Here is a 21795-nt window from a genome sequence, read left to right on the forward strand (position 1 = left end):
AAAACCGTCCCTAACTCAGAGGGACGGTTTTTTTAGTCAAATTGATTGGGTTTACTGTACGTTTATTAATGATTCTCGTCTTCTCATTTTTCCTGCTGGCAAGCCATACATCATTTTAAATCTTCTACAGAAATAAGCAGTGTCTTTGTAGCCAACATCCTTACCGATATCCCGAATGCTCTTTTTGGAAGTTCTCAGCAATTCGACGGCAGCTTCCATTCTTTGGTATTCGATATAATCCTGTGGATTGATACCTGTCAACATCTTGAAATACTGACCCACATAATCTTCGGATACATTGGCAACCTTTGCCAATACTTTGTTAGAAAGGTCTCCACCGATATTCTTTTTGATATAATTGAACAAGTCGATAAGCCTTGGATCTTTAAAGTAGGTGCTATTTGTCGAAAGTTCTTCCACAAACAACCTGTTTTTGAGAACATGGCGTACAATTTCAATTACCAATAGTTCAGTGTATAATTTGACCACCCTTTCTTTTCCGGGTGTATTTTGCTCCGATTCTTTGATGATATCTTCTACTATTGTAGCAATCCGATCATTGAACCTAATGACGAAGGGTGGAATACCCAAAGAGTGAAAGAAATTGACAACATCAAAAACCTTCGCTTCAAAATTCAGGATTGTAACACAATCCTCCTCTACGCTTTTGATTTCTTTGAAAGAGATTGTCTGAAGGTATTTCCTTTTGTTGTCAAGAAATCCCTCAATATTGGTTTCAGTTTTTTTCCCTTGCTGACCAAAGGAAATATTTGTCTTTCTTCCTGCAGGTATAAAAAGAATTTCACCTTCATTTACCAATTCCATTTCTTCAGAAAACTTGAGCGATCCTTGATGAAGCAGTAAAATGGTATTTTCGGTATCACTGTAATCCAAAACTGTAATAGGCTTTTCAATTTTGAAATTGTTGCCCTTCAGAAACCTAACCCCGACAGATTCGATTACTTTATTGTAATATTCCATGAAAACAGTTATTATAGGTTATGCCGTAAAACTATAACAATTTTCTAAAAGCAAGGTGATTATTCAATATTTTTTTGATAAAAAAAGAAAAAAGGTATAAAAAATAGATTTTATACCTTTTTTTCCAATTAAAATTTGATTATCTTATTATACTTCTTGATATGACTATTTTTTGAATTTCGCTCGTTCCTTCATAAATCTGTGTAATTTTTGCGTCGCGCATCAATCTCTCCACATGATACTCTTTAACATATCCATATCCTCCATGTACTTGAACTGCTTCGATGGTAACATTCATCGCCACTTCTGAAGCATACAATTTTGCCATTGCACTGGCAAAAGAATAATCCTTTCCTTCATCCTTCAACCAAGCTGCTTTGAGGACAAGAAGTCTAGCAGCTTCAATCTGCGTAGCCATATCTGCCAATTTAAATTGTATGGCCTGGTGCTGACTGATTGGTTTTCCAAATGCCTTTCTTTCTTTGGAATAAGCAAGGGCCAATTCATATGCCCCTGAGGCAATTCCCAAAGCCTGGGCTGCAATTCCGATCCTACCTCCATTAAGCGTTTCCATGGCGAATGTAAAACCAAAGCCTTCATCTCCAATCCTGTTGGAAATGGGAACCTTAACATCAGAAAACATCAAGGAATGGGTGTCAGAGCCTCGAATGCCCAATTTATCTTCTTTTTTTCCAATTACAAATCCTTCTTGTCCTTTTTCTACAATAAATACAGAAATTCCTTTATGCCCTTTGGAAGCGTCAGTCTGTGCAATCACAAGATAAACAGAGGCGGAACTCCCGTTTGTAATCCAGTTTTTAGTTCCATTTAGGACGTAGTGGTCAGCTGCCAATTCAGCCGAAGTCTTTTGTGAAGTGGCATCAGACCCCGCCTCTGGTTCAGAAAGGCAAAAAGCCCCGATTATTTCCCCGGAAGCCAACCGTTTTAAATACTTTTCTTTTTGTTCCTCAGATCCATACTTTTCCAAACCCCAACATACCAGGGAATTGTTAACCGACATACAGACCGAGGCTGAGGCATCGATCTTGGAAATTTCTTCCATCGCCAACACATACGAGATGGTGTCCATTCCTCCCCCGTTGTATTTGGGATCTACCATCATGCCCATAAATCCCAGTTCCCCCATTTTTTTCACCTGTTCTTTTGGAAACTTTCCTTCTGTGTCTCTGTCAATTACACCTGCCAAAAGTTCCGAATGAGCAAACTCCCTTGCTGCATCACGGACTGCTACATGTTCTTCTGTGTATTCGAAATTCATAAGAATATTTGGGTTAATTATTTCGCTTGGAATATATAAGAAAAAAAAATAAGGGACAATTTCTTGCCCCTTAAAGTAAACTCATTTAACCAATTTAAGTTTCCTTAATCTCTGTTGCCAAAGAAAATAAAGACATAATAGGCCAAAGTAGCCAATGCCGCAAGTGCGGCTACTACATAAGTCATAGCTGCCCATTTCAAAGCATCTTTAGACATTTCAAACTCGGAAGGAGTCACAATGTTTCTTTGTTTTACCCAAGCCAATGCCCTGTTGCTCGCATCAAATTCCACAGGAAGAGTAACCAAGGTGAAAAGAGTCATGACACCATAAGAACCTACGACAATGTATCCTATTATTTCATAAGGAAGCCCCATAAACGCTCCACCTAATAAGGAAGCAATCAGGACAATATTCAATATTTTCCCACTGATATTTTGAACAGGAACCATAGCTGAACGGAGGTTGAGCCAAGCGTAAGATCGTGCATGCTGCACAGCGTGACCACATTCGTGGGCGGACACAGCAGCCGCGGCGGCGTTTCTTCCATAGAACACATCCGGGCTGAGGTTGACAGTTTTGTTCATCGGATTATAGTGGTCAGTGAGCTGACCTTCCACAGACACCACCTTGACATCATGGATATTATTATCTGCCAACATCAATTCGGCAATTTCTTTTCCTGAAAGATTTGCCATCAAAGGAGTCTGTGAATACTTTTTGAATTTGCTTTTCAGCTTTGAGCTGACTACAAATCCAAGCACTGCGAAGACAACGACAATTAGAATAATCATAGTTTTTTATTTTTTGCTTTGTGTTTACGAAATTAGAAAGTTTTGGATACTTTTTTGGAAGTTATTTTTAGGATAAACCCTAGCGAAACAAGTCCCAAGATTAACACAGTCAAAACCTGACTGCTATGGACGATCACTGCGAATATTTTACCTTCTTCCTCACTTAGTCCATATGCCATCAAAATAAAGGCCACCAATGCGTGAAAGGTCCCGATACCCCCCTGAACAGGTGCAACCATGCCAATACTTCCCATCACCATCACCATAAGCAGCGAGCTTAGTGACAAGTTGGCAGTAGAAGGAATGGCCCAAGCTACCAAAACCAAGGTAACATAATAAATCATCCAGATTGCAAATGAGCTTCCCCAAAACCCGGATTGGTTGCGGACTTGCCTGATGCTGATGATGCCTTTGACCAAATCGCGGGTAAAGTGCCTTAATTTTTTAAAAATATTACTTTCTCTGTATTTCAGAAAAGCAAAATAAAAGAATATGGCCATTACCAATAAGCCTCCGATTAGAAGAGGAAGGTATTGGGTTACTTTTTCTACCAAAGCTTCCACAGAAACAAGTTCCGAAAAAAGCTCAAGAAACAGGTTTCTTTCAATGACAAATGCCAGGAAGATGGTGAAAACGAGAAAAAGAAGGTCGACTGTTCTTTCGAGGATTACCGTCCCAAATAATTTGCCCATTTGTAAGCCATCGGTTTTTGCCAAAACCCCACAGCGGGCCAATTCCCCGGCTCTAGGCACAAGCAAATTGGTCAGATAACCGACCATCAATGCCCAAAATGCCCTGATGGATGGCGTTTTATAAGGCTCTTCCGCATCGAGTAGTAAGGTCCATCGCCAAGCTCGAAGCCAAAATCCAATGAGAGAAACAAAAATAGAGCTCATCAACAAAAGGAAAGAAGTTTCTGAAACAGACTTCCTAAGACTTTCAAAGCTGATATCCTTATACAAAAACCAAAAAATCCAGATAGCTACTATCATAGACAATGCCACCTGGACCCATTGCTTGAGGTTTAATTTCACTTTTAAATCAGTTTATTGTGCTCATCAGGAAATACGATGACCGGTTTGTGTTTTTTAGCTTCCTCAAAATCCATAGAAGCATAGGAAATAATGATGACGATATCGCCAACCTGCGCTTTTCTCGCAGCGGGACCATTGAGACAAACCATGCCGCTTCCTCTTTCTCCTTTGATGATATAAGTTTCGAGTCTTTCGCCGTTGTTGATGTTGACGATAGCTACTTTTTCATTCTCTATCATATTGGCAGCGTCCAAGATGTCTTCATCTATGGTAATGCTACCGACATAATGTAATTCTGCCTGGGTAATTTTTACCCTGTGGATTTTAGATTTTAAAACCTGAATGTGCATGTGGGAAAATTTTGCGCGAATTTAATCAAATATGGAAATGTTGTCGATCAACCTGACGTCACCGAAGTAAGCCGCGGTACAGATTGACACATTTTTCTCTTCTCCGATACCCTCTAATACGTAAAAAGAATCAGAAGTTACCAATTCGAAATATTCCAATTTGGCTTTTGGCTCGGATTCAAACATCTGGTTGATCTTTTTCCGGATGCTTAACCAAGGTCTGCCATCTAAAAGTTCTGATTTTGCAAAAAATAATGCCTTTGAGATAATTCGGGCTGCCTGTCTCGAGTCCGAATCCAATCTGAGGTTGCGGGAAGACAATGCCACTCCATCTTTTTCTCTTACTGTGGCGACGACTTGGATTTCAACATCAAAAGAAAGGTCCTGAACCAGTCTTTTTATGATAGCGACTTGCTGCAAATCCTTCTGACCGAAGTAGGCAGTATGAGGTTTAACAATATTTAACAGTTTGGAAACGACGATTCCAACGCCATTGAAATGACCAGGCCGGAAGGAACCTTCCAAAATTTTATCCAAATGTCCAAAATCTATGGAGAGCATAGGCTTTGAGGGATAAATCTCCATGGTTTCTGGCAGAAAAAGGTAATCTACCCCGGATTTATCCAACAGTTCCAAGTCTTTATCCAAAGTTTTTGGATATTTTTCAAAGTCCTCCTGGTTGTTGAATTGGGTGGGATTAATGAAAATGGACACTACTACAATGTCAGAATATTGTTTTGCGATTTTGACTAATTCCAAATGACCTTGGTGCAAAGCACCCATTGTAGGCACCAAACCAATGGTTTTATTGTTATTTCGGAGAATTTGAAGGTTATTATTTACCTCTTCTTTGGTCCCAAGGATATACACTATTGTTGTACTTTGCGAATGTAAAATAGAGGCAAAACTATGTTATTCCTTAGAAATACAATGGATTTACCGCTTTTTTTTGTATATTTGTGCGTTTATTATCACTCATCTAAACACAACAAGGTATGTCCAAACTCCGTATTCTCTACGTTGCAAGTGAAATCAATCCGTTTTTACAGACTTCTGAGGTGGCAAATTTCGTCAGGGCACTGCCCCAGGCGATGCAGGAAATGGGGATGGAAATCCGTATTCTTGTGCCGAGATTTGGGCTCATCAATGAAAGAAAGAATAGATTGCATGAAGTAGTGAGGCTGTCAGGGATCAACATTGCCGTAGGAGAAGAAGAGAAACCTTTGATCATCAAGGTTGCTTCCATTCCAAATGCCAAGCTTCAGGTTTACTTCATCGACAATGAAGACTACTTCCAAAGAAAGAGTGTGTTTCATGATAAGCATGAAAAATTCTATGAAGACAATGACGAAAGGGCTATTTTCTTTTGCAAAGGTGTCATTGAAACAGTAAAAAAATTAGGCTGGGCTCCTGATGTGGTACATTGCAATGATTGGATGACAAGTCTGATCCCCATGTATCTCAAAACCACCTACAAAAACGAGCCTCTCTTTAAGGACACAAAATCGGTTTTTGCTATTTACAATACCGGATTTACCCATAAATTTGGCGACGATTTGTTTGAGAAAGTCAAAATGGTAGACATCGATGATGCTATCTTGGCACCTCTAAAGTCAAAAGATTACGAAGGCTTCCTCAAAATTGGAATGGAATATGCCGACGTAGTCATCAAAAGTGAAGACATATCCGAAAACCTCAGCAAACTCATCGAGGAGTGCTCTAAAGAAAAACAGTGTGAGATTAACAACGAAGAAGAGAAACTTTTTGAAAGTTATTACAACATCTATAATGACTTGGCCGGCTAAACTGTCAGCGATATTATTCATTGTTCTTACCATTGCAACTTCCTGTGAGGATCCTTCCAATATAGGTTTGGAGCTGGATCCTGAAAACAACCAGATAGGGGTATTCTACCAAGAAATATCCCTATCTGCTTCTGTTGTACTTCAAGATTCCTTGAGTACCACCAATAGCGGTGTGTTGGTCTATGGAAATGAGGAAAGCGATTTTTTTGGTAAAACAGAAAGTATAGGATACACACGACTTTTTTTCAATAGAGATATTGCCAGACCTAAAGAAAATGCAATCCTTGATTCGGTCAGGTTTTTATTCAATATGCGGGAAGTACTTACCGCAGATACCATCAATCCCAAAACCATCAATGTCCATCTTCTTACTGAGCAGATTCGCGATGTGGACTATTATAATTTCAGTAGCGTAGCCTATGAGCCTACTCCTTCTTTTAGTGCTACATTTGATTTTACAGACAGACAGGATACAATAGTGTCTACCAAAATCGACAACGCACTGACTCAGGAAATTTTTGATGAATTAAAAGATGGCAGGTATTTTCAGGACATTTTCTCTTTTCGTGAGTTTTTACCAGGCCTCGCCTTCAAAGCAGAGGAGGGTGAAAACGTTGGTTTTAGTACCGTGATAGGAAATAATACTGGTTTTATTTTCTATTTCAAAAATGAAGGGGACACAGTCTCAAGAGCCTATCCAATTGCAACAGGCATAAATTTCAATTTAGCCAGGCATTTCAGCCAAGTTATCAATGACCCTACAGGGACGCCAATTGAGGTCGTCACCGAACCGACCACATCTTATGATTTGGGTCAGTATGCCGGCGGAAAATCGACATTTGGGATGTATATCAAATTGGACATGAGCCCATTGGATGAGTTTTTAGACACTTTGGAAAATGCCAATTTCAATCAGGTAACCTTGGAAATGGGTCCAGTAGTCAATTTTTCAGCTGATAGATTGCCTCCTCAGTTTCATATAATGTTTTTTACCAATGAAACCAATGAAGTTTTATTCCGAACAGATGGACTTCCTATGGCTGTACAGCCTGAAGGAAGAGTTCAGGTAGATCCGGTAACCTCAGAACCTATTTATTCTGACCAACCGGCTTTGTTAGCTTTTATTAACAACGAAAAATTTTATAGGCAATTCATCACTTCCCACGTGAATGCTTTGTATAGAAAGAAAATGCCAAGAAGAGACTTTCTTTTATATCCCGCTGTCTCCACGCAGGACAGAAATTTTATCCAATCTCTGAAAGATTATGTCATTGACCAGAATACGATTAAAATGAAAATATTCTATTCAAGAAGCAGATCTTTGTAGAATGACATATTTTAAAGAAGTGGAGATAAAAATTGTTTTATTTTAAAGAAGGGTATTTTTTAGACCATAATTTTTGCGATAATTCTAAAAAGTTTACATTTGGGCTGTTAAATTTTTATATATGTGTGGAATCGTAGCTTATGTAGGGCAAAAAGAAGCCTTACCAATCATCATCAAAGGACTTAAGAGATTAGAATACCGGGGTTATGATAGTGCCGGTGTGGCTTTACTCGGGCAAGACGGCCTCAGCATTTACAAGAAAAAAGGGAAAGTTTCAGAACTGGAAAATCATCTTGAAAGTTTCAGGGATTTGAACTCCAAAATAGGAATTGGTCATACCCGTTGGGCGACACACGGTGAACCCAATGATGTCAATGCACATCCTCATTATTCCTCCAATGAAAAATTTGCAATGATCCATAACGGAATCATTGAAAATTATGATGTCCTCAAAACCGACCTGATCAACAAGGGTTACAAATTCCAAAGTGAAACAGACTCTGAGGTTTTTATCAAATTCATTGAAGACATCTATGCTAACAATTACATCAGCCTCGAGGAAGCAGTAAGGTTGGCTTTGCATAAAGTCGTCGGTGCTTATGCCATCGTCATCATGAACATTGAAGAGCCGGACACCCTCATTGCAGCGAGAAAAGGCTCTCCCCTTGTTATCGGGGTCGGAGAAGATGAGTACTTCTTAGCTTCAGATGCAACACCAATTATAGAATATACCAATCAGGTGGTCTACCTTGATGATTATGAAATTGCAGTCATCCGTGACAACAAACTTCAGATCAAAACCATCGAGAACGTAGAGACCAATCCTTATATCAATCAACTTGAAATGGAACTTGAGGCCATCGAAAAAGGAGGCTATGAGCATTTCATGTTGAAAGAAATTAACGAGCAACCAAGATCTATCGCAGATTGTATGCGTGGAAGATTGGATGCCAAAAACGGCAGGCTGGTTCTTGGTGGCTTGAGGGATTATATGAATAAATTCCAAAACGCAGATAGAATCATCATCACTGCCTGTGGAACTTCTTGGCATGCCGGCTTGGTAGCTGAATACCTTTTTGAAGAATTTGCAAGAATTCCTGTAGAAGTGGAATATGCTTCCGAATTCAGGTACAGAAACCCAGTCATTTCAGAAAAAGATTTTGTCATCGCCATTTCCCAATCCGGGGAAACAGCCGATACTTTGGCTGCCATCGAATTGGCTAAATCCAAAGGCGCCACCATCTTCGGAGTGTGTAATGTCGTAGGATCTTCAATCCCGAGAGCAACACACGCCGGATCGTATACCCACGCAGGTCCTGAAATCGGAGTAGCTTCCACCAAAGCTTTTACAGCACAGATTTCTGTTCTGACGATGATGGCCTTGAAATTGGGATATCAAAGAGGAACTTTGTCAGAAACGCGGTACATGCACCTATTGAATGAATTGGCAACAATTCCTTCCAAAGTAGAAAGAGCGCTTAAACTTGATTCAAAGGTCAAAGCCATTGCAGCAGAATACAAAGATTCTCGCAACTTCCTTTACTTAGGAAGGGGATACAACTTCCCGGTAGCATTGGAAGGGGCATTGAAGCTCAAAGAAATTTCTTACATCCATGCAGAAGGTTATCCTGCAGCAGAAATGAAACACGGTCCAATTGCTTTGATTGATCAGGAAATGCCGGTAGTCTTCATCGCTACCAAAGACAGCTCTTATGAAAAAGTCGTCAGCAACATTCAGGAGGTAAAAGCCCGAAAAGGTAAGATCATTGCCGTAGTCACAGAGGGGGATACCACTGTCAGAGGATTAGCAGACCATGTGATCGAAATTCCTGAAACAGAAGAAGCCTTTGTTCCTTTGATTGCAGTGGTTCCCTTGCAGCAACTCTCCTACCACATCGCAGTCATGAGAGGTTGCAATGTCGATCAGCCAAGGAATCTGGCGAAGTCAGTGACAGTGGAATAAAGGGGTTAAAGGTAACTGGTAAGAGGCGAAAGGTGGGTTCAGATTACCGCTTTAGATTTTGGTAAAAAAATCAATACAAATCATAACTGCCCTTAGGTAATTCCGAAGGGCAGTTTTTGTTTTTGGTCACCAACAAGATTCCTTTTTGAAGAATTACGTCTCAATGAAGATTTTAACTATTCCCAGTGATATTAGTAGATCATTATTTATTGAACCACAAAGAAGCAAAGAAAACAAAAGCCCGATCTTTGTTCCTTTTTGTTCCTTTATGGTAAATATGCTTTTTCCTCTGCGTTTTTGAGTCTCTGCGTGAATTAAAAAATACCATTGCATCTTTCAATTTAAGCTTTTACATGAAGGGTATTTGAAGAAATTAGGAAGCATTGCATTTTGTGAACGAATTGGCAAAAAATAAATTTTCTTCCTTATTTTCCTTTCCGCCTTCAAAACCACCTTCCCATGAAAAAAATACAAAGTCTTTTCCTGTTTTTTCTGATGTCCACACTCTCTGTTTTTGGGCAAAAAAGTCCTGCAGGAACCGCAGACATCTCCCTTCAATATTACCTTCCTTCCGGATTTACTTACAATGAAAAAATCCCCAAGCCAAAAGACATTTTGGGGTTTGAAGTGGGCGAATGGAATGCAGGGTACGATCAGGTAATCCGGTATTTTGAAAAATTGGCAGCAAGTTCGCCCCGGGTAAAGTTCGAAATCATCGGATATACCTATGAAAAGCGGCCCCAAATCATGTTGACGATCACCTCTCCCGAAAACCTCGCCAACATCGATAAAATCAAATCCGACAGACAGCAACTCCGTGACCCCAATGCCAAGATTGATTTTGATAAAATGCCCTTGGTCATGGCCGCGGGATATTCGGTCCATGGCAATGAGGCAAGCGCTATCAATTCCTCGATTTTGGCGGCCTACCATTTTGCTGCAGCAAATGAGATAGAACAAGACTTAAAAAACATCATCATCCTGATAGATCCTGCACTGAATCCTGACGGAAGCAACCGATACGCCTCTTGGGTCAATACCCACAGGTCTTACAACCTCAACGGCGATCCTGCAAACCGCGAACACAGCGAAGCTTGGCCGGGCGGAAGGGGAAACCATTATTGGTTTGACCTCAACAGGGATTGGCTGCTTGTACAGCATCCCGAATCACAAAACAGGGTTGCTAAATTTCAGGAATGGCTGCCCAATATTTACCTTGATTACCACGAAATGGGAACCAACAATACTTTCTTTTTTCAGCCGGGAATCCCAAGTCGGGACCATCCACTGACTCCAAAGAAAAATATGGAACTGACGGAGAAAATCGCCCAATACCATGCCAAGGCCATGGATGATTTAGGTTCTCTTTACCATTCCAGAGAAAGTTTTGATGAGTATTATTTTGGCTATGGATCTACTTATCCTGATATCCAAGGTTCAATAGGCATTTTGTTTGAGCAGGCTTCCTCAAGAGGTCATTTGCAGGAAAGCATCTATGGTCCTTTGCCTTTTGCTTTTACCATCAGAAATCAGTTCAGAACGAGCGTGAGTTCCTTTGAGGCAGCCAAAAACATGCGGGGAGAAATCAACAAGTTCATGCAGGATTTCTATGCTGAATCCTTGAAAGAATCTGCCGTGGACACCAACAAGGCATATATCTTTGGTGATACCGCAGATGCCGCACGTGGTTTTCACCTGGCTGAAATGATCCAACAGCATCAGATCGATGTCTACTCCCTCAACCAAAACATCACTGTCAACGGTGTCTCTTTTGAGAAAGAAAAAGCCTATATCGTCCCGCTAGACCAACCGCAATACAAGTTGATCAAGGCGATTTTTGAAACTCGAAATACTTTTCAGGATAGCCTTTTTTATGACGTCTCGGCTTGGACCTTGCCGATGTCCTTCAACCTTGACTACACCGCATTGAGCAGCAAAATCATGAATCTTGCAGACGTCACACTTCTCGAAGAAGGTTTTGGCAAAAAAGCCGGAACCCTGATCGGTGAAAAAAACGCCTATGCCTACGCCTTTGAATGGGCGGACTATTATGCGCCAAAGGCTGCTTACAAGTTGATGGATGAAGGATATTTGGTTCGTCTGACGCATGAACCCATCACCCTTGCTGACGGAAAGGTCCTGAAAAGAGGAAGTATTCTAGTCAGCACACAAAGAGATGCTGAAGAAGATGCTGCCACCAAACTTCACTCCTCTTTAGCTTCCCTTGCTGCCGAAACGGGAATCACTGTCTACGGCATCAATACCGGATATACTTCGGGTGTCAATATCGGATCTCCAAGCATTGATGTGTTGAAAAAACCAGAAGTCGCTGTCTTGGTAGGAACAGGTGTCGCAAGCGGAGAAGCCGGAGAAATGTGGCACCTCTTGGACCAAAGGTTTGATATGCCAATAACCCTCTTACCTGTAGAAAGACTACGAAATACCGACATGAGTAGGTACAATGTCCTTATCATGCCGAATGGCAATTATTCAAGTTGGGGAAAATCCGAAGCCGAAGAAATCAAATCCTGGGCAAGTGCCGGAAATACCCTGATCGCGAGAGGCAATGCCATGACTTGGCTCAACAGCAATGAACTGGTTTCATTTACCTTCAAAAAAGAACCCAAAGAGGAAGAAAAAATGGCCGCCCAACCTTATGAAGACTACACCAAAAATACCGGTGCAAGGATGACAAGCGGGACGATTTTCAATGTAAAACTTGACATTACACATCCCATAGGGTATGGCTACGGCAAGGGGGATCTTTTCACTTTCCGAAACAGTAACCAATTCCTTGAACCTGGAAAAAATCCTTACTCCAATCCCATGGTCTATACCGACAAGCCTTTGGCAAGTGGTTATGTCCATCCTGAAAACCTCGAGTTGGTCAGAAACAGCAGCGCCATTCAAGTCAAGCGCCTCGGCCGGGGACGTGTCATCGGTATGGTGGACAACCCCAATTTCAGGGCGATTTGGTACGGAACCAACAAGCTTTTCCTCAATGCCATATTCTTTGGTCAAGTGATAGAAGGCGGGACTGCGGATTGATCTTTTTCCAATTAACCCTCCAAGCCTTGAAAACCCTTGGAGGGTTATTCCTATTCTAGGGTCTTGAAATAATCCTTTTTGTAAACCAACGGCGTCACCCCAATCCTTTCCTTGAACTGTCTGTTAAAATTGGAAAGGGTATTGAAACCGCTTTCATAACAGATTTCGCTGATGTTGGCATCCATTTCATGTAGCAGTTTGCAGGCATGCCCGATCCTGACATCTGCAAGAAACTCCGAAAAAGACTTGTTCATCCTCGAAGAAAAGTACCGGCTGAAGGCACTTTCCGTCATATTCGCCAAGGATGCCACTTCCTCCAACAGGATTTTTTGGCGGAAATTCTCCATAACATATTCATAGACTTTACTCATCCTGTCTTTTTCGGATTCTTTGTTGGTATTGATGTAGCCGGCCTGCGTAATGGGATGACAGTCGGAAGACTCTGACAAAACTTTCAGTATTTCCAGCAATTTCAGGATACTGTCAATCCCTTTTGAATCAAGCAGTTTTTCCAATTGACCACGAAGCAACTCATTGGTCTTCCCTGTAATCTCCAATCCCCTTTCTGATTTTTGGAGCAAAGTCTTGATCGCTTCAAATTCCTCCTTGTCATAAATGGCATTTCCCAAAAAATCTTTCCCAAAGTACACCACAATCCCCTTTGTCATGAGGCCGCTGTCTTTGTCAAAGTACTGCGGATCATTCCTCCACAGATGCGGAAGGTTTGGTCCTGTAAAAACCAAATCAAACTCCTTGAAAGGCTTCATTTGATCACCAATAAACCTTGTCCCTTTACCCTCTAAAACTAAGAACAACTGGTACTCATTGTGAAAGTGCCAATGCTTGTCAAAATTGGGGGCAACAAGCGCTTTTGCCACAAATGCTTTGTCCTCAGGGATCCTGGATTTTTGAAGTGCCTGTTTCATGATTAGTCAATTATGCCATAATAATATTCAATTATCAAATTTATAGACAAAATTCAGTCACAATCAGCAAAAAAAAAGGAAGATTGCCATCTGTTTTATTTCCAATTTGAATCTTCCAATAAACCCTTATTTTCCCTAAATAACGCTATCCATGAGATATTCTCATTTACTCCTCCTCCTGCTCCTCTTTTTTGCCATCGGTTGCGGCAAAAAATCGAAATTACCTGAACTTCCTTCAGGACCAAGAAGGGCAGAAATCCTCTTCCTCGGTCATGACAGCAAGCACCATGATTCCGAGAAACTGATGCCTTACTTGGCTCGTCCCCTTTTCCAAAAAGGCATCAACCTCACCTATACTTCTGATCCCAATGACCTCAATCTGGACAACCTGAATCAGTATGACGGGATCATGATTTATGCTAACCATGACAGTATTACAGTAGAACAGGAAGCAGCCCTCAAAGAATATGTGGAAAGCGGCAAGGGTTTTATTCCCCTCCACAGTGCCTCTTTCTGTTTCCAGAATTCTGATTGGTATGTCGAAGCCGTAGGCGGACAGTTCCAATCGCATGGAACAGGGGATTTTACAGTCGACATCATTGCGGCTGACCATCCTGTAATGCAGGGCGTGGAAGTTTTTGAGACCTGGGATGAAACTTATATCCATACCCGAATCAATCCTGACATGACTATTCTGATGGAAAGGGAAGAAAACGGACACCGCGAGCCTTGGACTTGGGTGAGAAATCAAGGAAAAGGACGTGTATTTTACACAGCTTATGGACACAATGAGCGCACTTGGTCTCAGCCAAATTTCCATACCCTTGTCGCCAACGGCGTACTTTGGGCGATAGGAGATGATTTAGCCAAGCAGGTGGCCGATTTCAAAATCCCTCAACCGGTTTTTGAAGATGCCGTCATTCCAAACTACGAAAACAAAGACCCGGCGCCGAGATACCAACTTCCACTTTCTCCTGAAGAATCCATGAAATTGGTACAGATCCCAGTTGGATTTGAATTGCAGCTTTTTGCCTCTGAGCCTCAGATCGTCAATCCAATGGCAATGTGTTGGGATGAAAAGGGAAGACTGTATGTGATCGAAACAGAAGATTATCCCAATGAAGTTCGCACCGAAGGCGGAAATGACCGCATCAAAATTCTTGAAGATACAGACGGCGACGGCAAAGCTGACAAAGTAACTGTCTTTGCCGAAGGACTGAATATCCCTACTAGCATCATGGCCATGAATGGGGGAATCCTCATCTCCATGGCTCCGGATTTTGTATTCTTAAAAGATACCGACGGTGACGACAAAGCCGACGTAAAAGAAGTATTGATTACAGGTTGGGGCAAAAGCGATACGCACGCCGGACCTTCCAACTTGAAGTATGGCTATGACAATAACATTTGGGGTGTATTGGGCTATTCTGGATTTCAGGGAACTGTAGGCGGAAAGGAATTCAACTTCTCCCAAGGTATTTACAGATTCGCTCCTGATGCTTCGAACTTTGAGTTTTTGGGCTCGACCAGCAACAATACCTGGGGCCTTGGCTTCTCGGAAGATTTCAATGTCTTCATCTCTACAGCCAACGGTCAGCACTCTGCCTACTTGGCTATGACCAACAAAAACGTCAAAAGACCAATCGCCGGTGGGATGAACAATACCGTCTTTGGTATTGACAGCCATTACGACATGCCGCACCTGACGCAGTTTTTGAGACAGGTGGATTACCATGGAGGATATACAGCTGCTGCTGGACATAATTTCTACACGGCAAGAACTTTCCCCAAATCTTATTGGAACCGCGTCGCTTTCGTAGCTGAACCCACAGGAAGGGTACTTCACAATGCCATCATTACCAAAGATGGATCAGGATTCAAAGAAAAGAATGGCTTCAATATCGTGGCGAGTTCGGATGAATGGTTCTCTCCGGTACACGCAGAGGTCGGACCTGACGGTTCACTTTGGATTGCGGATTGGTACAACTTTATCATTCAGCACAATCCTACTCCCAAAGGATTTGATAACGGTGCCGGTAATGCCTACATCAACCCGATGCGGGATGCAAAGCATGGTAGAATTTACAGGTTGGTTTACAGAGGCGCTCCTGAATACAAAGGCTTCGCCATTGACCCAACCAAGAATTCCGATTTGATTGCCGGCTTGAAAAGTGACAACATGTTTTGGAGGATGACGGCCCAAAGGCTCATCGTCGAAACCCAAAACAAATCCATCATCGGTGACCTTTACGAGCTGATCGAAAATTCGGATGTAGATGAAATCGGTCTCAATACCGCTGCCAACCATGCTCTTTGGACATTGCACGGCCTCGGCGCACTGAGCGGTGATGATGCCCATGCCATCAAGAATGTGGGCAAAGCATTGTCCCATCCTTCTGCAGGTGTGAGAAAAAATGCCATTGAGGTATTGCCAAAAACCAATGAAACTTTTGCGCTGATTCAATCCAACAAGGTCCATCAGGATCCTGACCTGAATGTGAGAAAAGCGGCTTTCCTTGCCTTGTCGGAGATTCCTGCTTCTGCTGAAATCAGCAACCTGATCTATGAAGCAAGTCAGGACGAAGCCAACGGAAAGGACGCCTACCTTCCTCAGGTGATTTTCTCCGGGGTTCTCGCCCATCCAAATTATTTTGAGCAGAACCTTGCCACGCTTTTCCCTGAAGAAAAAGTAGATTCCCTCTACACACTGACAGAAAAACTCACCAAGAGTCTTGTCGTCGAGCAATACAACCTCGACAGAAGGGCAGCGATCGTCTATCCTCCTGATGTCAGCAACAAAGAAATCCATATCGTCACCGAATTGGCGGAAGGTAACGAACCGCTCGAAGGAGTCATTGCCGCACAGGGAAACAAGATGAACGGGTATTCCCTTTTTGTAAAAAAATCTACCTTGAATTGGGTAGTAAAACAAAACGGCAAAACCTATAAAATCACTGCCAGCAACCTGCCAAAAGAACTGTTTAAGGTGGAAGCCAAGCTTCTTGAGGGTGGAGTGATGACATTGCAGGTCAATGACAATCCGGTTGCCAAAGCAAAAGCACCTTCCCTATTTACCGCTCCATTGACTCCGGACAGAATCCGTGTGGGCAATGACATGGGTGGAGAAAATCAGGTCGGCGAATATGAAGGTTTCTCTTGGCTAAGGGGAAGAATGGGCAGAGACAGCTACCTCAGCCTCAAAGATCCCAACTTCAACCTGCAGGAATATTTGGCCAAAGGCCCTGAAAAAGCCGCCGCTCCGGTATCAAGAGAAAATGCCTTGGTAGTGAAGATTGGCGTAATTCCACATGAGATGAAATACAATGTGACAAGCTTCAAGGTGAAAGCCGGCCAACAGGTGATCATTGACTTCGAAAACAAAGATTTCATGCAGCACAACCTGATCGTTGCCAAGATAGGTTCTCTGGAAACGGTAGGAAAAGCCGCTGACGAAATGGCAAGAGATCCTAAAGGAATCGAAAAAAATTACGTTCCAAATATCCCTGAGATCATCATAGCCTCCAAGCTTGTAGATCCTGAAGGGCTCGAATCCATCATCTTCACTGCGCCAACAGAAAAAGGAGAATATCCTTTTGTATGTACTGTACCGGGACATTGGCGCATCATGAACGGTAAAATGATCGTCGAGTAAAAACAGGACATTATGGCAATAAATGCAACTTTTGGTGTCAGCACCTGGCTTTGGACTTCTCCATTCCAAAAAGATACAATTGGATTATTCTCAAAAATAAAAGAAATGGGCTTCGACGCGGTAGAAATACCCGTCGAAAACCCGGATCTGATCGACATCCCTTCCGTCAAAAAAGCACTTGAGGAATTCAGCCTGCAGCCCATCATCTGTGGGGCTTTTGGGCCGACAAGGGACCTGACGCATGATGATCCGAGTTTTCACAAGACAAGCTTTGACTACCTGCAAAGATGCTTTGAGATCAGTTCGGATCTCGGCGCACATTTCGTCGCCGGACCGATGTACTCTGCGGTGGGAAAAGCAAGGCTTGTCTCTCCCGAGCAGCGGAAGATAGAGTGGGACCGCGCCGTAACCAACCTCCACAAGGTCTGTCAGATGGCAGAGTCAATGGGTCAGGAGATTGCTTTGGAAGCTTTGAACCGCTTCGAAACTGACCTCATCAATACCACGAAGGAACTCATGCAGCTCATCTCAGACATCAACCATCCTGCTGCCAAAGTGCTCTTGGATGGCTTTCATATGAGCATCGAAGAATCCAATCTGGAAGAGGCCGTCAGGCATGTCGGGGATAAATTGCTCCATGTGCAAGTTTCCGAAAACCACCGCGGCATCCCCGGAACAGGTCAGACAAGTTGGTTTTCATTTAAGCGCGGACTCAATGCTGTAAACTATACCGGAGTGATTTCGATTGAGAGCTTTACGCCAAATGTGCAGGAACTTGCCGGTGCTGTCTGCATCTGGAAGCCCCTCGCCCCAAGTCAGGATGAATTTGCTTCCCAAGGACTTGCCTTTCTCCAGGACTGGATCTCAGGTACAAAATTCACACACTAGGGATGTCTTTCACCACAGAGCACACAGGGAGCACGGAGCCGGAGAGAACTAACATCTTCTTACCTCTCACCACTTACCTTTAACCAATAACCATTAACCAAATATCCCTCAACCAATAACCACCAACCTCCTACTTTTCAACCCTACCCATTAATTAACCAAATAACCATTTAACCTTTAACCAAATGAAAAAGCAAATCAACATCGCCATCGTCGGACTGGGTTTTGGGGCGGAATTCATCCCCATCTACCAAAAGCATCCGTTAGCAAATATGTATGCCATCTGCCAAAGAAATGAAGACAAACTCAATGAAATCGGAGATGCTTTTGGCATTGCAAAAAGATATACCGATTACGATGAACTGCTCAAAGACCCGAACATCGACGCTGTCCATATCAATACCCCCATCCAAGCCCATGCCGAGCAATCGCTTAAGGCACTCCGTGCCGGCAAGCATGTCGCCTGCACCGTACCCATGGCGACGACCGTGGAAGAGTGCCGTCAGATCGTCGAAGCCTGTGAGGAAACAGGACTGACATACATGATGATGGAGACGGTGATCTATTCCCGTGAATTCCTTTTTGTCAAAGAAATGTATGAGAAAGGGGAATTGGGTAAGATCCAGTTTCTGAGAGCAAGCCACCAACAAGAGATGGCCGGTTGGCCGGGATATTGGGAAGGGCTGCCGCCGATGCACTATGCGACGCACTGTGTGGGACCGGTATTGGCACTGCCAAAAGCACAGGCCGAATATGTGTCCTGCTTTGGTTCGGGAAGGATAGACGAAAACCTCATCCCAAAATACGGTTCTCCCTTCGCCATCGAGACCTGTCATATCAAACTCAAAGATTCCGACCTCTCCGCGGAAGTCACCCGCTCGCTCTTTAACACGGCGAGACAATACCGCGAAAGCTTTGATGTGTATGGTTCCAAAAAGTCATTTGAGTGGACACTTATCGAGCATGAAGACTCCGTCATCCATACCGGGGAAGTCCCCGAGCGGGTCAAAATCCCTGATTACGCCCACCTGCTGCCAAAGGAAATCGCTTCCTTCACCACCGCTGGTGTTTATGATTCGGATGACAACCAACACCTTTCCTTTATCCAAGGGGCGGGACACGGCGGTTCGCATCCTCACCTTGTCAATGAATTTCTGTCGGCACTGCATGAAGGAAGGGCACCCTATCCGGATGCAAGACAGTCCGCCAACATCACCTGTGTGGGCATCCTTGCCCATGAGTCCGCGATGGCCGGAGGTCAGATCATGAAGCTGCCCGACTTTACCTTCAGGTAAGCCAATCCCCTACAACCTATATCTCTCAAACCCTAAGAACCACTGCGAAAGCGGTGGTTTTTTTGTATTAAATTCAAATTGAGGGATGAAGGAATCAGTTACCAAACCGATTAAAATTCCTAATTTAGGATATCAAAATAGAAACATTATGTCAGTATCTGAACTCAAATTGGAGATAATCAATAAAGTAACCTCCATTTCTGATGAACAAATCCTTGAAGACATCATCAGACTGATCAATCAAGAATCAATTTTAGCCCAAACCTATAAGCTTACCCAAGAGGAACGTAACGCAGTCCAAAAGGGGCTTCAGGATGTTGCTGATGGGAATTTGCATTCTTCTGAATCTGCGAAAAATATGCTTAAGGAATGGTTAAAGAAATAGTCTGGACCCGCAAGTCAATTGAAGACAGGTACAAAATCTATCTTTATTGGGCAAAAAGAAATAAATCAGAGGTATTCAGCAAAAAATTGGAATTGCTTTTTAATCAGACAGCTATGCTCGTATCTCAATTCCCTGATATCGGACTTGTAACTGATTTTCCCGATGTTAGGGTAAAAATCATCAAAGATTTCAAAATGTTTTACCTCAATCATCCCGATAAAATCGTGATACTTCGGGTTTGGGATACAAGACAAAATCCAAAAAAGTTAAAGATGTAGGAACGTACTTTTCAAATAAAAAAGATCATGAAGCTTCCTGACTTTACCCTCAGGTAAGCCTATTCCTTACAACCTTTATCTCTCCAACCACAAGAACCACTGCGAAAGCGGTGGTTTTTTTGTGGGGTTTGGGAAGGAAGTGATCAGATAAAAAGACCGGAGGATGGATTGGATATTTAGGGGATTAGTTTTATGTTTAGATAATTGAAAAATAACAACAGTATTGTTGATACCAGCCCGAATTGGATAGATATCATCAAGTCTTGTTGATATACAAGCGTTGTTTGTAAGCATGTCCAAAAAAAAACAAGATGAAAAATTACTTAATAGGTACAATTTTACTACTTCTACTTACGTCATGTGGGCAAAAATCATATCAAATCCCACAAACTACTCAACTTGAAATAGGTGAAATAATTGCAAAAAAAGGGATTACGGAAAATCTCGATTCACTAATAAATAGACGATTTGACACACTAAGAAATCAACTACAGATTCAATTATCCATACCTGAAATAGAAAAGAAATTAGAGGGCAAATGGGTTCCTATAAAGTCAACTCGAGTTAATGGAAAAAATGCTGAAATCTTTAACAACACTAAATATACCTTTAATAGGGAAAAAAGGTTTATTGAAAAAAAGCCAGATGGAACAATAAACAAAGGAACATACTCTATAGTGCATAATCAAAGTGGAAATTTGGAATTACACTACGATGAACCCCAAATTCCTAATTATCCTACAGAGTATCTTGAAAAAATGACAATCGAGGAAATCAACCAAGCATCATATACGACAAGTCTATTAAACATATTTGAAGTGTCTGAAAATGAATTACTACTTTATACAGTATTGCCTCTTTTTGATAATTCGAATCCAGGATTAATAACTCACTCAAGATTGATAATTGAAAAACTCAAAAAAGAATAGCCTACAGACAACAATGCAAGACCATGCCAGGGGCCCCCGTCGGCAGGCTCCGCCAGGTATACTCATCGTTAACGGTAATATTTAAAGACTATGAACCCACTTAGGTGTAGTTTAGAGCTTGATGCTGCGACTGGGTGGGATAATATAAAATATCAAAATGACATAAAAAAAATTGGGAAACATCAAATCAAAAAATCAGACGAAGGTAGTTACCATAATATGCTTGACTTTTGTCATTTTGACAACATTCTATTACCATATTGATAAGCATTTAACAGGTATAGAATTTATTATTTTGACTATCTTAATCCCAACAACATTTATTGCAATGCTTGTTTACCTGGTAAAAGGACTTATTGGGATAATTCGAAATCGAAATAATTTAACCCTTCTTTTTTGTATGCCAACAATAGTAACGGTAACAACTTTTCTATTCATATTCAGCCCATGGTATTTTGACTCTGAGGATTTAGAAAGTAAAATTGAATTCAGAGCTTGCTATGAAGGGACACAAAATCAATCTTATATTAAATTTAGAGAGGATAAAAGCTTTGAAATACATTCGACAGGAGTATTCTTTGCCAATTCCTGGTATACAGGACATTGGAACAAATCCGGAGATACCCTTTTCATGGAATTTGACGAAAAAAATCCTGGATTTATTGGTGATACCTTGGTTATTCGGAATGAATATTTAATTGAAGTAAACAAATTAGCTTTAACAGACTCCACAAAAGACTACCGGAAAAATTATTATTTAGGATATTGTAAAGGATTAAATTGAAAAATTTTCTTTCTCTAATTCAACTACAACAGGATTTTTGTCCGACTCGAAAAAACCAGATTTGAATAGCATTGACTTAA

Annotated in this window: 18 protein-coding genes; 11 read left to right on the forward strand and 7 right to left on the reverse strand. The window is 41.8% G+C overall.

The genetic code is table 11. The features are described from left to right. Positions 1–51: 51 nt before the first annotated feature. The 6 genes from NU887_RS14000 to panC all read right to left on the reverse strand — a co-directional run bounded on the left by NU887_RS14000 (position 52) and on the right by panC (position 5305). Positions 52–981, reverse strand: a complete 930-nt coding sequence (locus NU887_RS14000) for an AraC family transcriptional regulator (RefSeq protein WP_258424005.1) — start codon at positions 979–981, stop codon at positions 52–54. 139 nt (positions 982–1120) lie between these two features. Next, positions 1121–2260: an acyl-CoA dehydrogenase gene (locus NU887_RS14005; protein ID WP_258424006.1), complete on the reverse strand. Its 1140-nt coding sequence runs from the start codon at positions 2258–2260 to the stop codon at positions 1121–1123. Positions 2261–2364: 104 nt separating this feature from the next. After that, entirely contained in the window at positions 2365–3051 is a 687-nt protein-coding gene (locus tag NU887_RS14010) for a zinc metallopeptidase (protein ID WP_258424007.1), read from the reverse strand. 32 nt (positions 3052–3083) lie between these two features. Continuing rightward, the gene (locus NU887_RS14015) at positions 3084–4085 is read right to left on the reverse strand and encodes a lysylphosphatidylglycerol synthase transmembrane domain-containing protein (RefSeq protein WP_258424008.1); all 1002 of its coding nucleotides are present in this window, start codon (positions 4083–4085) and stop codon (positions 3084–3086) included. A 2-nt stretch (positions 4086–4087) separates the two neighbouring features. Beyond that, the gene (gene panD, locus NU887_RS14020) at positions 4088–4435 is read right to left on the reverse strand and encodes an aspartate 1-decarboxylase (protein WP_113926275.1); all 348 of its coding nucleotides are present in this window, start codon (positions 4433–4435) and stop codon (positions 4088–4090) included. A gap of 21 nt (positions 4436–4456) precedes the next feature. Beyond that, positions 4457–5305 (reverse strand): pantoate--beta-alanine ligase, encoded by an 849-nt coding sequence (panC, locus tag NU887_RS14025; RefSeq protein ID WP_258424009.1) that lies wholly within the window; start codon positions 5303–5305, stop codon positions 4457–4459. Between the two features lie 125 nt (positions 5306–5430). Between panC and NU887_RS14030 the strand changes: the two genes are divergently transcribed. The 4 genes from NU887_RS14030 to NU887_RS14045 all read left to right on the forward strand — a co-directional run bounded on the left by NU887_RS14030 (position 5431) and on the right by NU887_RS14045 (position 12578). After that, complete coding sequence (locus NU887_RS14030; protein ID WP_113926273.1) at positions 5431–6240, forward strand: glycogen/starch synthase; 810 nt, start codon at positions 5431–5433, stop codon at positions 6238–6240. Further along, positions 6224–7567, forward strand: a complete 1344-nt coding sequence (locus tag NU887_RS14035; RefSeq protein WP_258424010.1) for a DUF4270 domain-containing protein — start codon at positions 6224–6226, stop codon at positions 7565–7567. Before NU887_RS14030 ends, NU887_RS14035 begins: the two co-directional genes overlap by 17 nt. A gap of 121 nt (positions 7568–7688) precedes the next feature. After that, positions 7689–9530 (forward strand): glutamine--fructose-6-phosphate transaminase (isomerizing), encoded by a 1842-nt coding sequence (gene glmS / locus NU887_RS14040; protein ID WP_258424011.1) that lies wholly within the window; start codon positions 7689–7691, stop codon positions 9528–9530. Between the two features lie 459 nt (positions 9531–9989). Then, positions 9990–12578, forward strand: a complete 2589-nt coding sequence (locus tag NU887_RS14045; RefSeq protein ID WP_258424012.1) for a M14 family zinc carboxypeptidase — start codon at positions 9990–9992, stop codon at positions 12576–12578. 50 nt (positions 12579–12628) lie between these two features. On the opposite strand, the gene NU887_RS14050 is transcribed toward NU887_RS14045, so the two are convergent. Beyond that, complete coding sequence (locus NU887_RS14050; protein ID WP_258424013.1) at positions 12629–13504, reverse strand: AraC family transcriptional regulator; 876 nt, start codon at positions 13502–13504, stop codon at positions 12629–12631. A 151-nt stretch (positions 13505–13655) separates the two neighbouring features. Here NU887_RS14050 and NU887_RS14055 point away from each other — a divergent pair, with 151 nt between their 5' ends. The 7 genes from NU887_RS14055 (at position 13656) to NU887_RS14085 (ending at position 21715) form a co-directional block, all read left to right on the forward strand. After that, entirely contained in the window at positions 13656–17156 is a 3501-nt protein-coding gene (locus NU887_RS14055) for a PVC-type heme-binding CxxCH protein (protein WP_258424014.1), read from the forward strand. Positions 17157–17168: 12 nt separating this feature from the next. After that, positions 17169–18044, forward strand: a complete 876-nt coding sequence (locus tag NU887_RS14060) for a sugar phosphate isomerase/epimerase family protein (RefSeq protein WP_258424015.1) — start codon at positions 17169–17171, stop codon at positions 18042–18044. Positions 18045–18229: 185 nt separating this feature from the next. Further along, on the forward strand, positions 18230–19339 hold the full coding sequence (locus NU887_RS14065; RefSeq protein WP_258424016.1) for a Gfo/Idh/MocA family protein: 1110 nt from the start codon (positions 18230–18232) through the stop codon (positions 19337–19339). Between the two features lie 148 nt (positions 19340–19487). Further along, complete coding sequence (locus NU887_RS14070) at positions 19488–19724, forward strand: hypothetical protein (RefSeq protein ID WP_258424017.1); 237 nt, start codon at positions 19488–19490, stop codon at positions 19722–19724. Continuing rightward, a complete protein-coding gene (locus tag NU887_RS14075) occupies positions 19709–20002 on the forward strand; it encodes a type II toxin-antitoxin system RelE/ParE family toxin (RefSeq protein ID WP_258424018.1) in 294 nt (97 codons plus the stop codon). The genes NU887_RS14070 and NU887_RS14075 overlap by 16 nt, the downstream gene beginning before the upstream one ends. A 311-nt stretch (positions 20003–20313) precedes the next feature. After that, positions 20314–20931, forward strand: coding sequence for a hypothetical protein (locus NU887_RS14080; protein ID WP_258424019.1), 618 nt, complete (start codon positions 20314–20316; stop codon positions 20929–20931). 172 nt (positions 20932–21103) lie between these two features. Next, complete coding sequence (locus tag NU887_RS14085) at positions 21104–21715, forward strand: hypothetical protein (RefSeq protein ID WP_258424020.1); 612 nt, start codon at positions 21104–21106, stop codon at positions 21713–21715. Positions 21716–21795: the final 80 nt, after the last annotated feature.

Origin of the sequence: Aquiflexum gelatinilyticum, from assembly GCF_024741135.1 — a bacterium.
Taxonomy (GTDB): domain Bacteria; phylum Bacteroidota; class Bacteroidia; order Cytophagales; family Cyclobacteriaceae; genus Cognataquiflexum; species Cognataquiflexum gelatinilyticum.

Excerpts from the sequence above, each read along its gene's own strand:
- NU887_RS14080 (WP_258424019.1), top strand. The coding sequence starts at position 20,314 with ATGAAAAATTACTTAATAGGTACAATTTTACTACTTCTACTTACGTCA.
- NU887_RS14070 (WP_258424017.1), top strand. The coding sequence starts at position 19,488 with ATGTCAGTATCTGAACTCAAATTGGAGATAATCAATAAAGTAACCTCC.
- NU887_RS14035 (WP_258424010.1), top strand. The coding sequence starts at position 6,224 with ATGACTTGGCCGGCTAAACTGTCAGCGATATTATTCATTGTTCTTACC.
- NU887_RS14075 (WP_258424018.1), top strand. The coding sequence starts at position 19,709 with ATGGTTAAAGAAATAGTCTGGACCCGCAAGTCAATTGAAGACAGGTAC.
- NU887_RS14010 (WP_258424007.1), bottom strand. The coding sequence starts at position 3,051 with ATGATTATTCTAATTGTCGTTGTCTTCGCAGTGCTTGGATTTGTAGTC.
- NU887_RS14050 (WP_258424013.1), bottom strand. The coding sequence starts at position 13,504 with ATGAAACAGGCACTTCAAAAATCCAGGATCCCTGAGGACAAAGCATTT.
- NU887_RS14005 (WP_258424006.1), bottom strand. The coding sequence starts at position 2,260 with ATGAATTTCGAATACACAGAAGAACATGTAGCAGTCCGTGATGCAGCA.
- NU887_RS14030 (WP_113926273.1), top strand. The coding sequence starts at position 5,431 with ATGTCCAAACTCCGTATTCTCTACGTTGCAAGTGAAATCAATCCGTTT.
- NU887_RS14045 (WP_258424012.1), top strand. The coding sequence starts at position 9,990 with ATGAAAAAAATACAAAGTCTTTTCCTGTTTTTTCTGATGTCCACACTC.
- panD (WP_113926275.1), bottom strand. The coding sequence starts at position 4,435 with ATGCACATTCAGGTTTTAAAATCTAAAATCCACAGGGTAAAAATTACC.
- NU887_RS14000 (WP_258424005.1), bottom strand. The coding sequence starts at position 981 with ATGGAATATTACAATAAAGTAATCGAATCTGTCGGGGTTAGGTTTCTG.
- glmS (WP_258424011.1), top strand. The coding sequence starts at position 7,689 with ATGTGTGGAATCGTAGCTTATGTAGGGCAAAAAGAAGCCTTACCAATC.
- NU887_RS14065 (WP_258424016.1), top strand. The coding sequence starts at position 18,230 with ATGAAAAAGCAAATCAACATCGCCATCGTCGGACTGGGTTTTGGGGCG.
- NU887_RS14055 (WP_258424014.1), top strand. The coding sequence starts at position 13,656 with ATGAGATATTCTCATTTACTCCTCCTCCTGCTCCTCTTTTTTGCCATC.
- NU887_RS14060 (WP_258424015.1), top strand. The coding sequence starts at position 17,169 with ATGGCAATAAATGCAACTTTTGGTGTCAGCACCTGGCTTTGGACTTCT.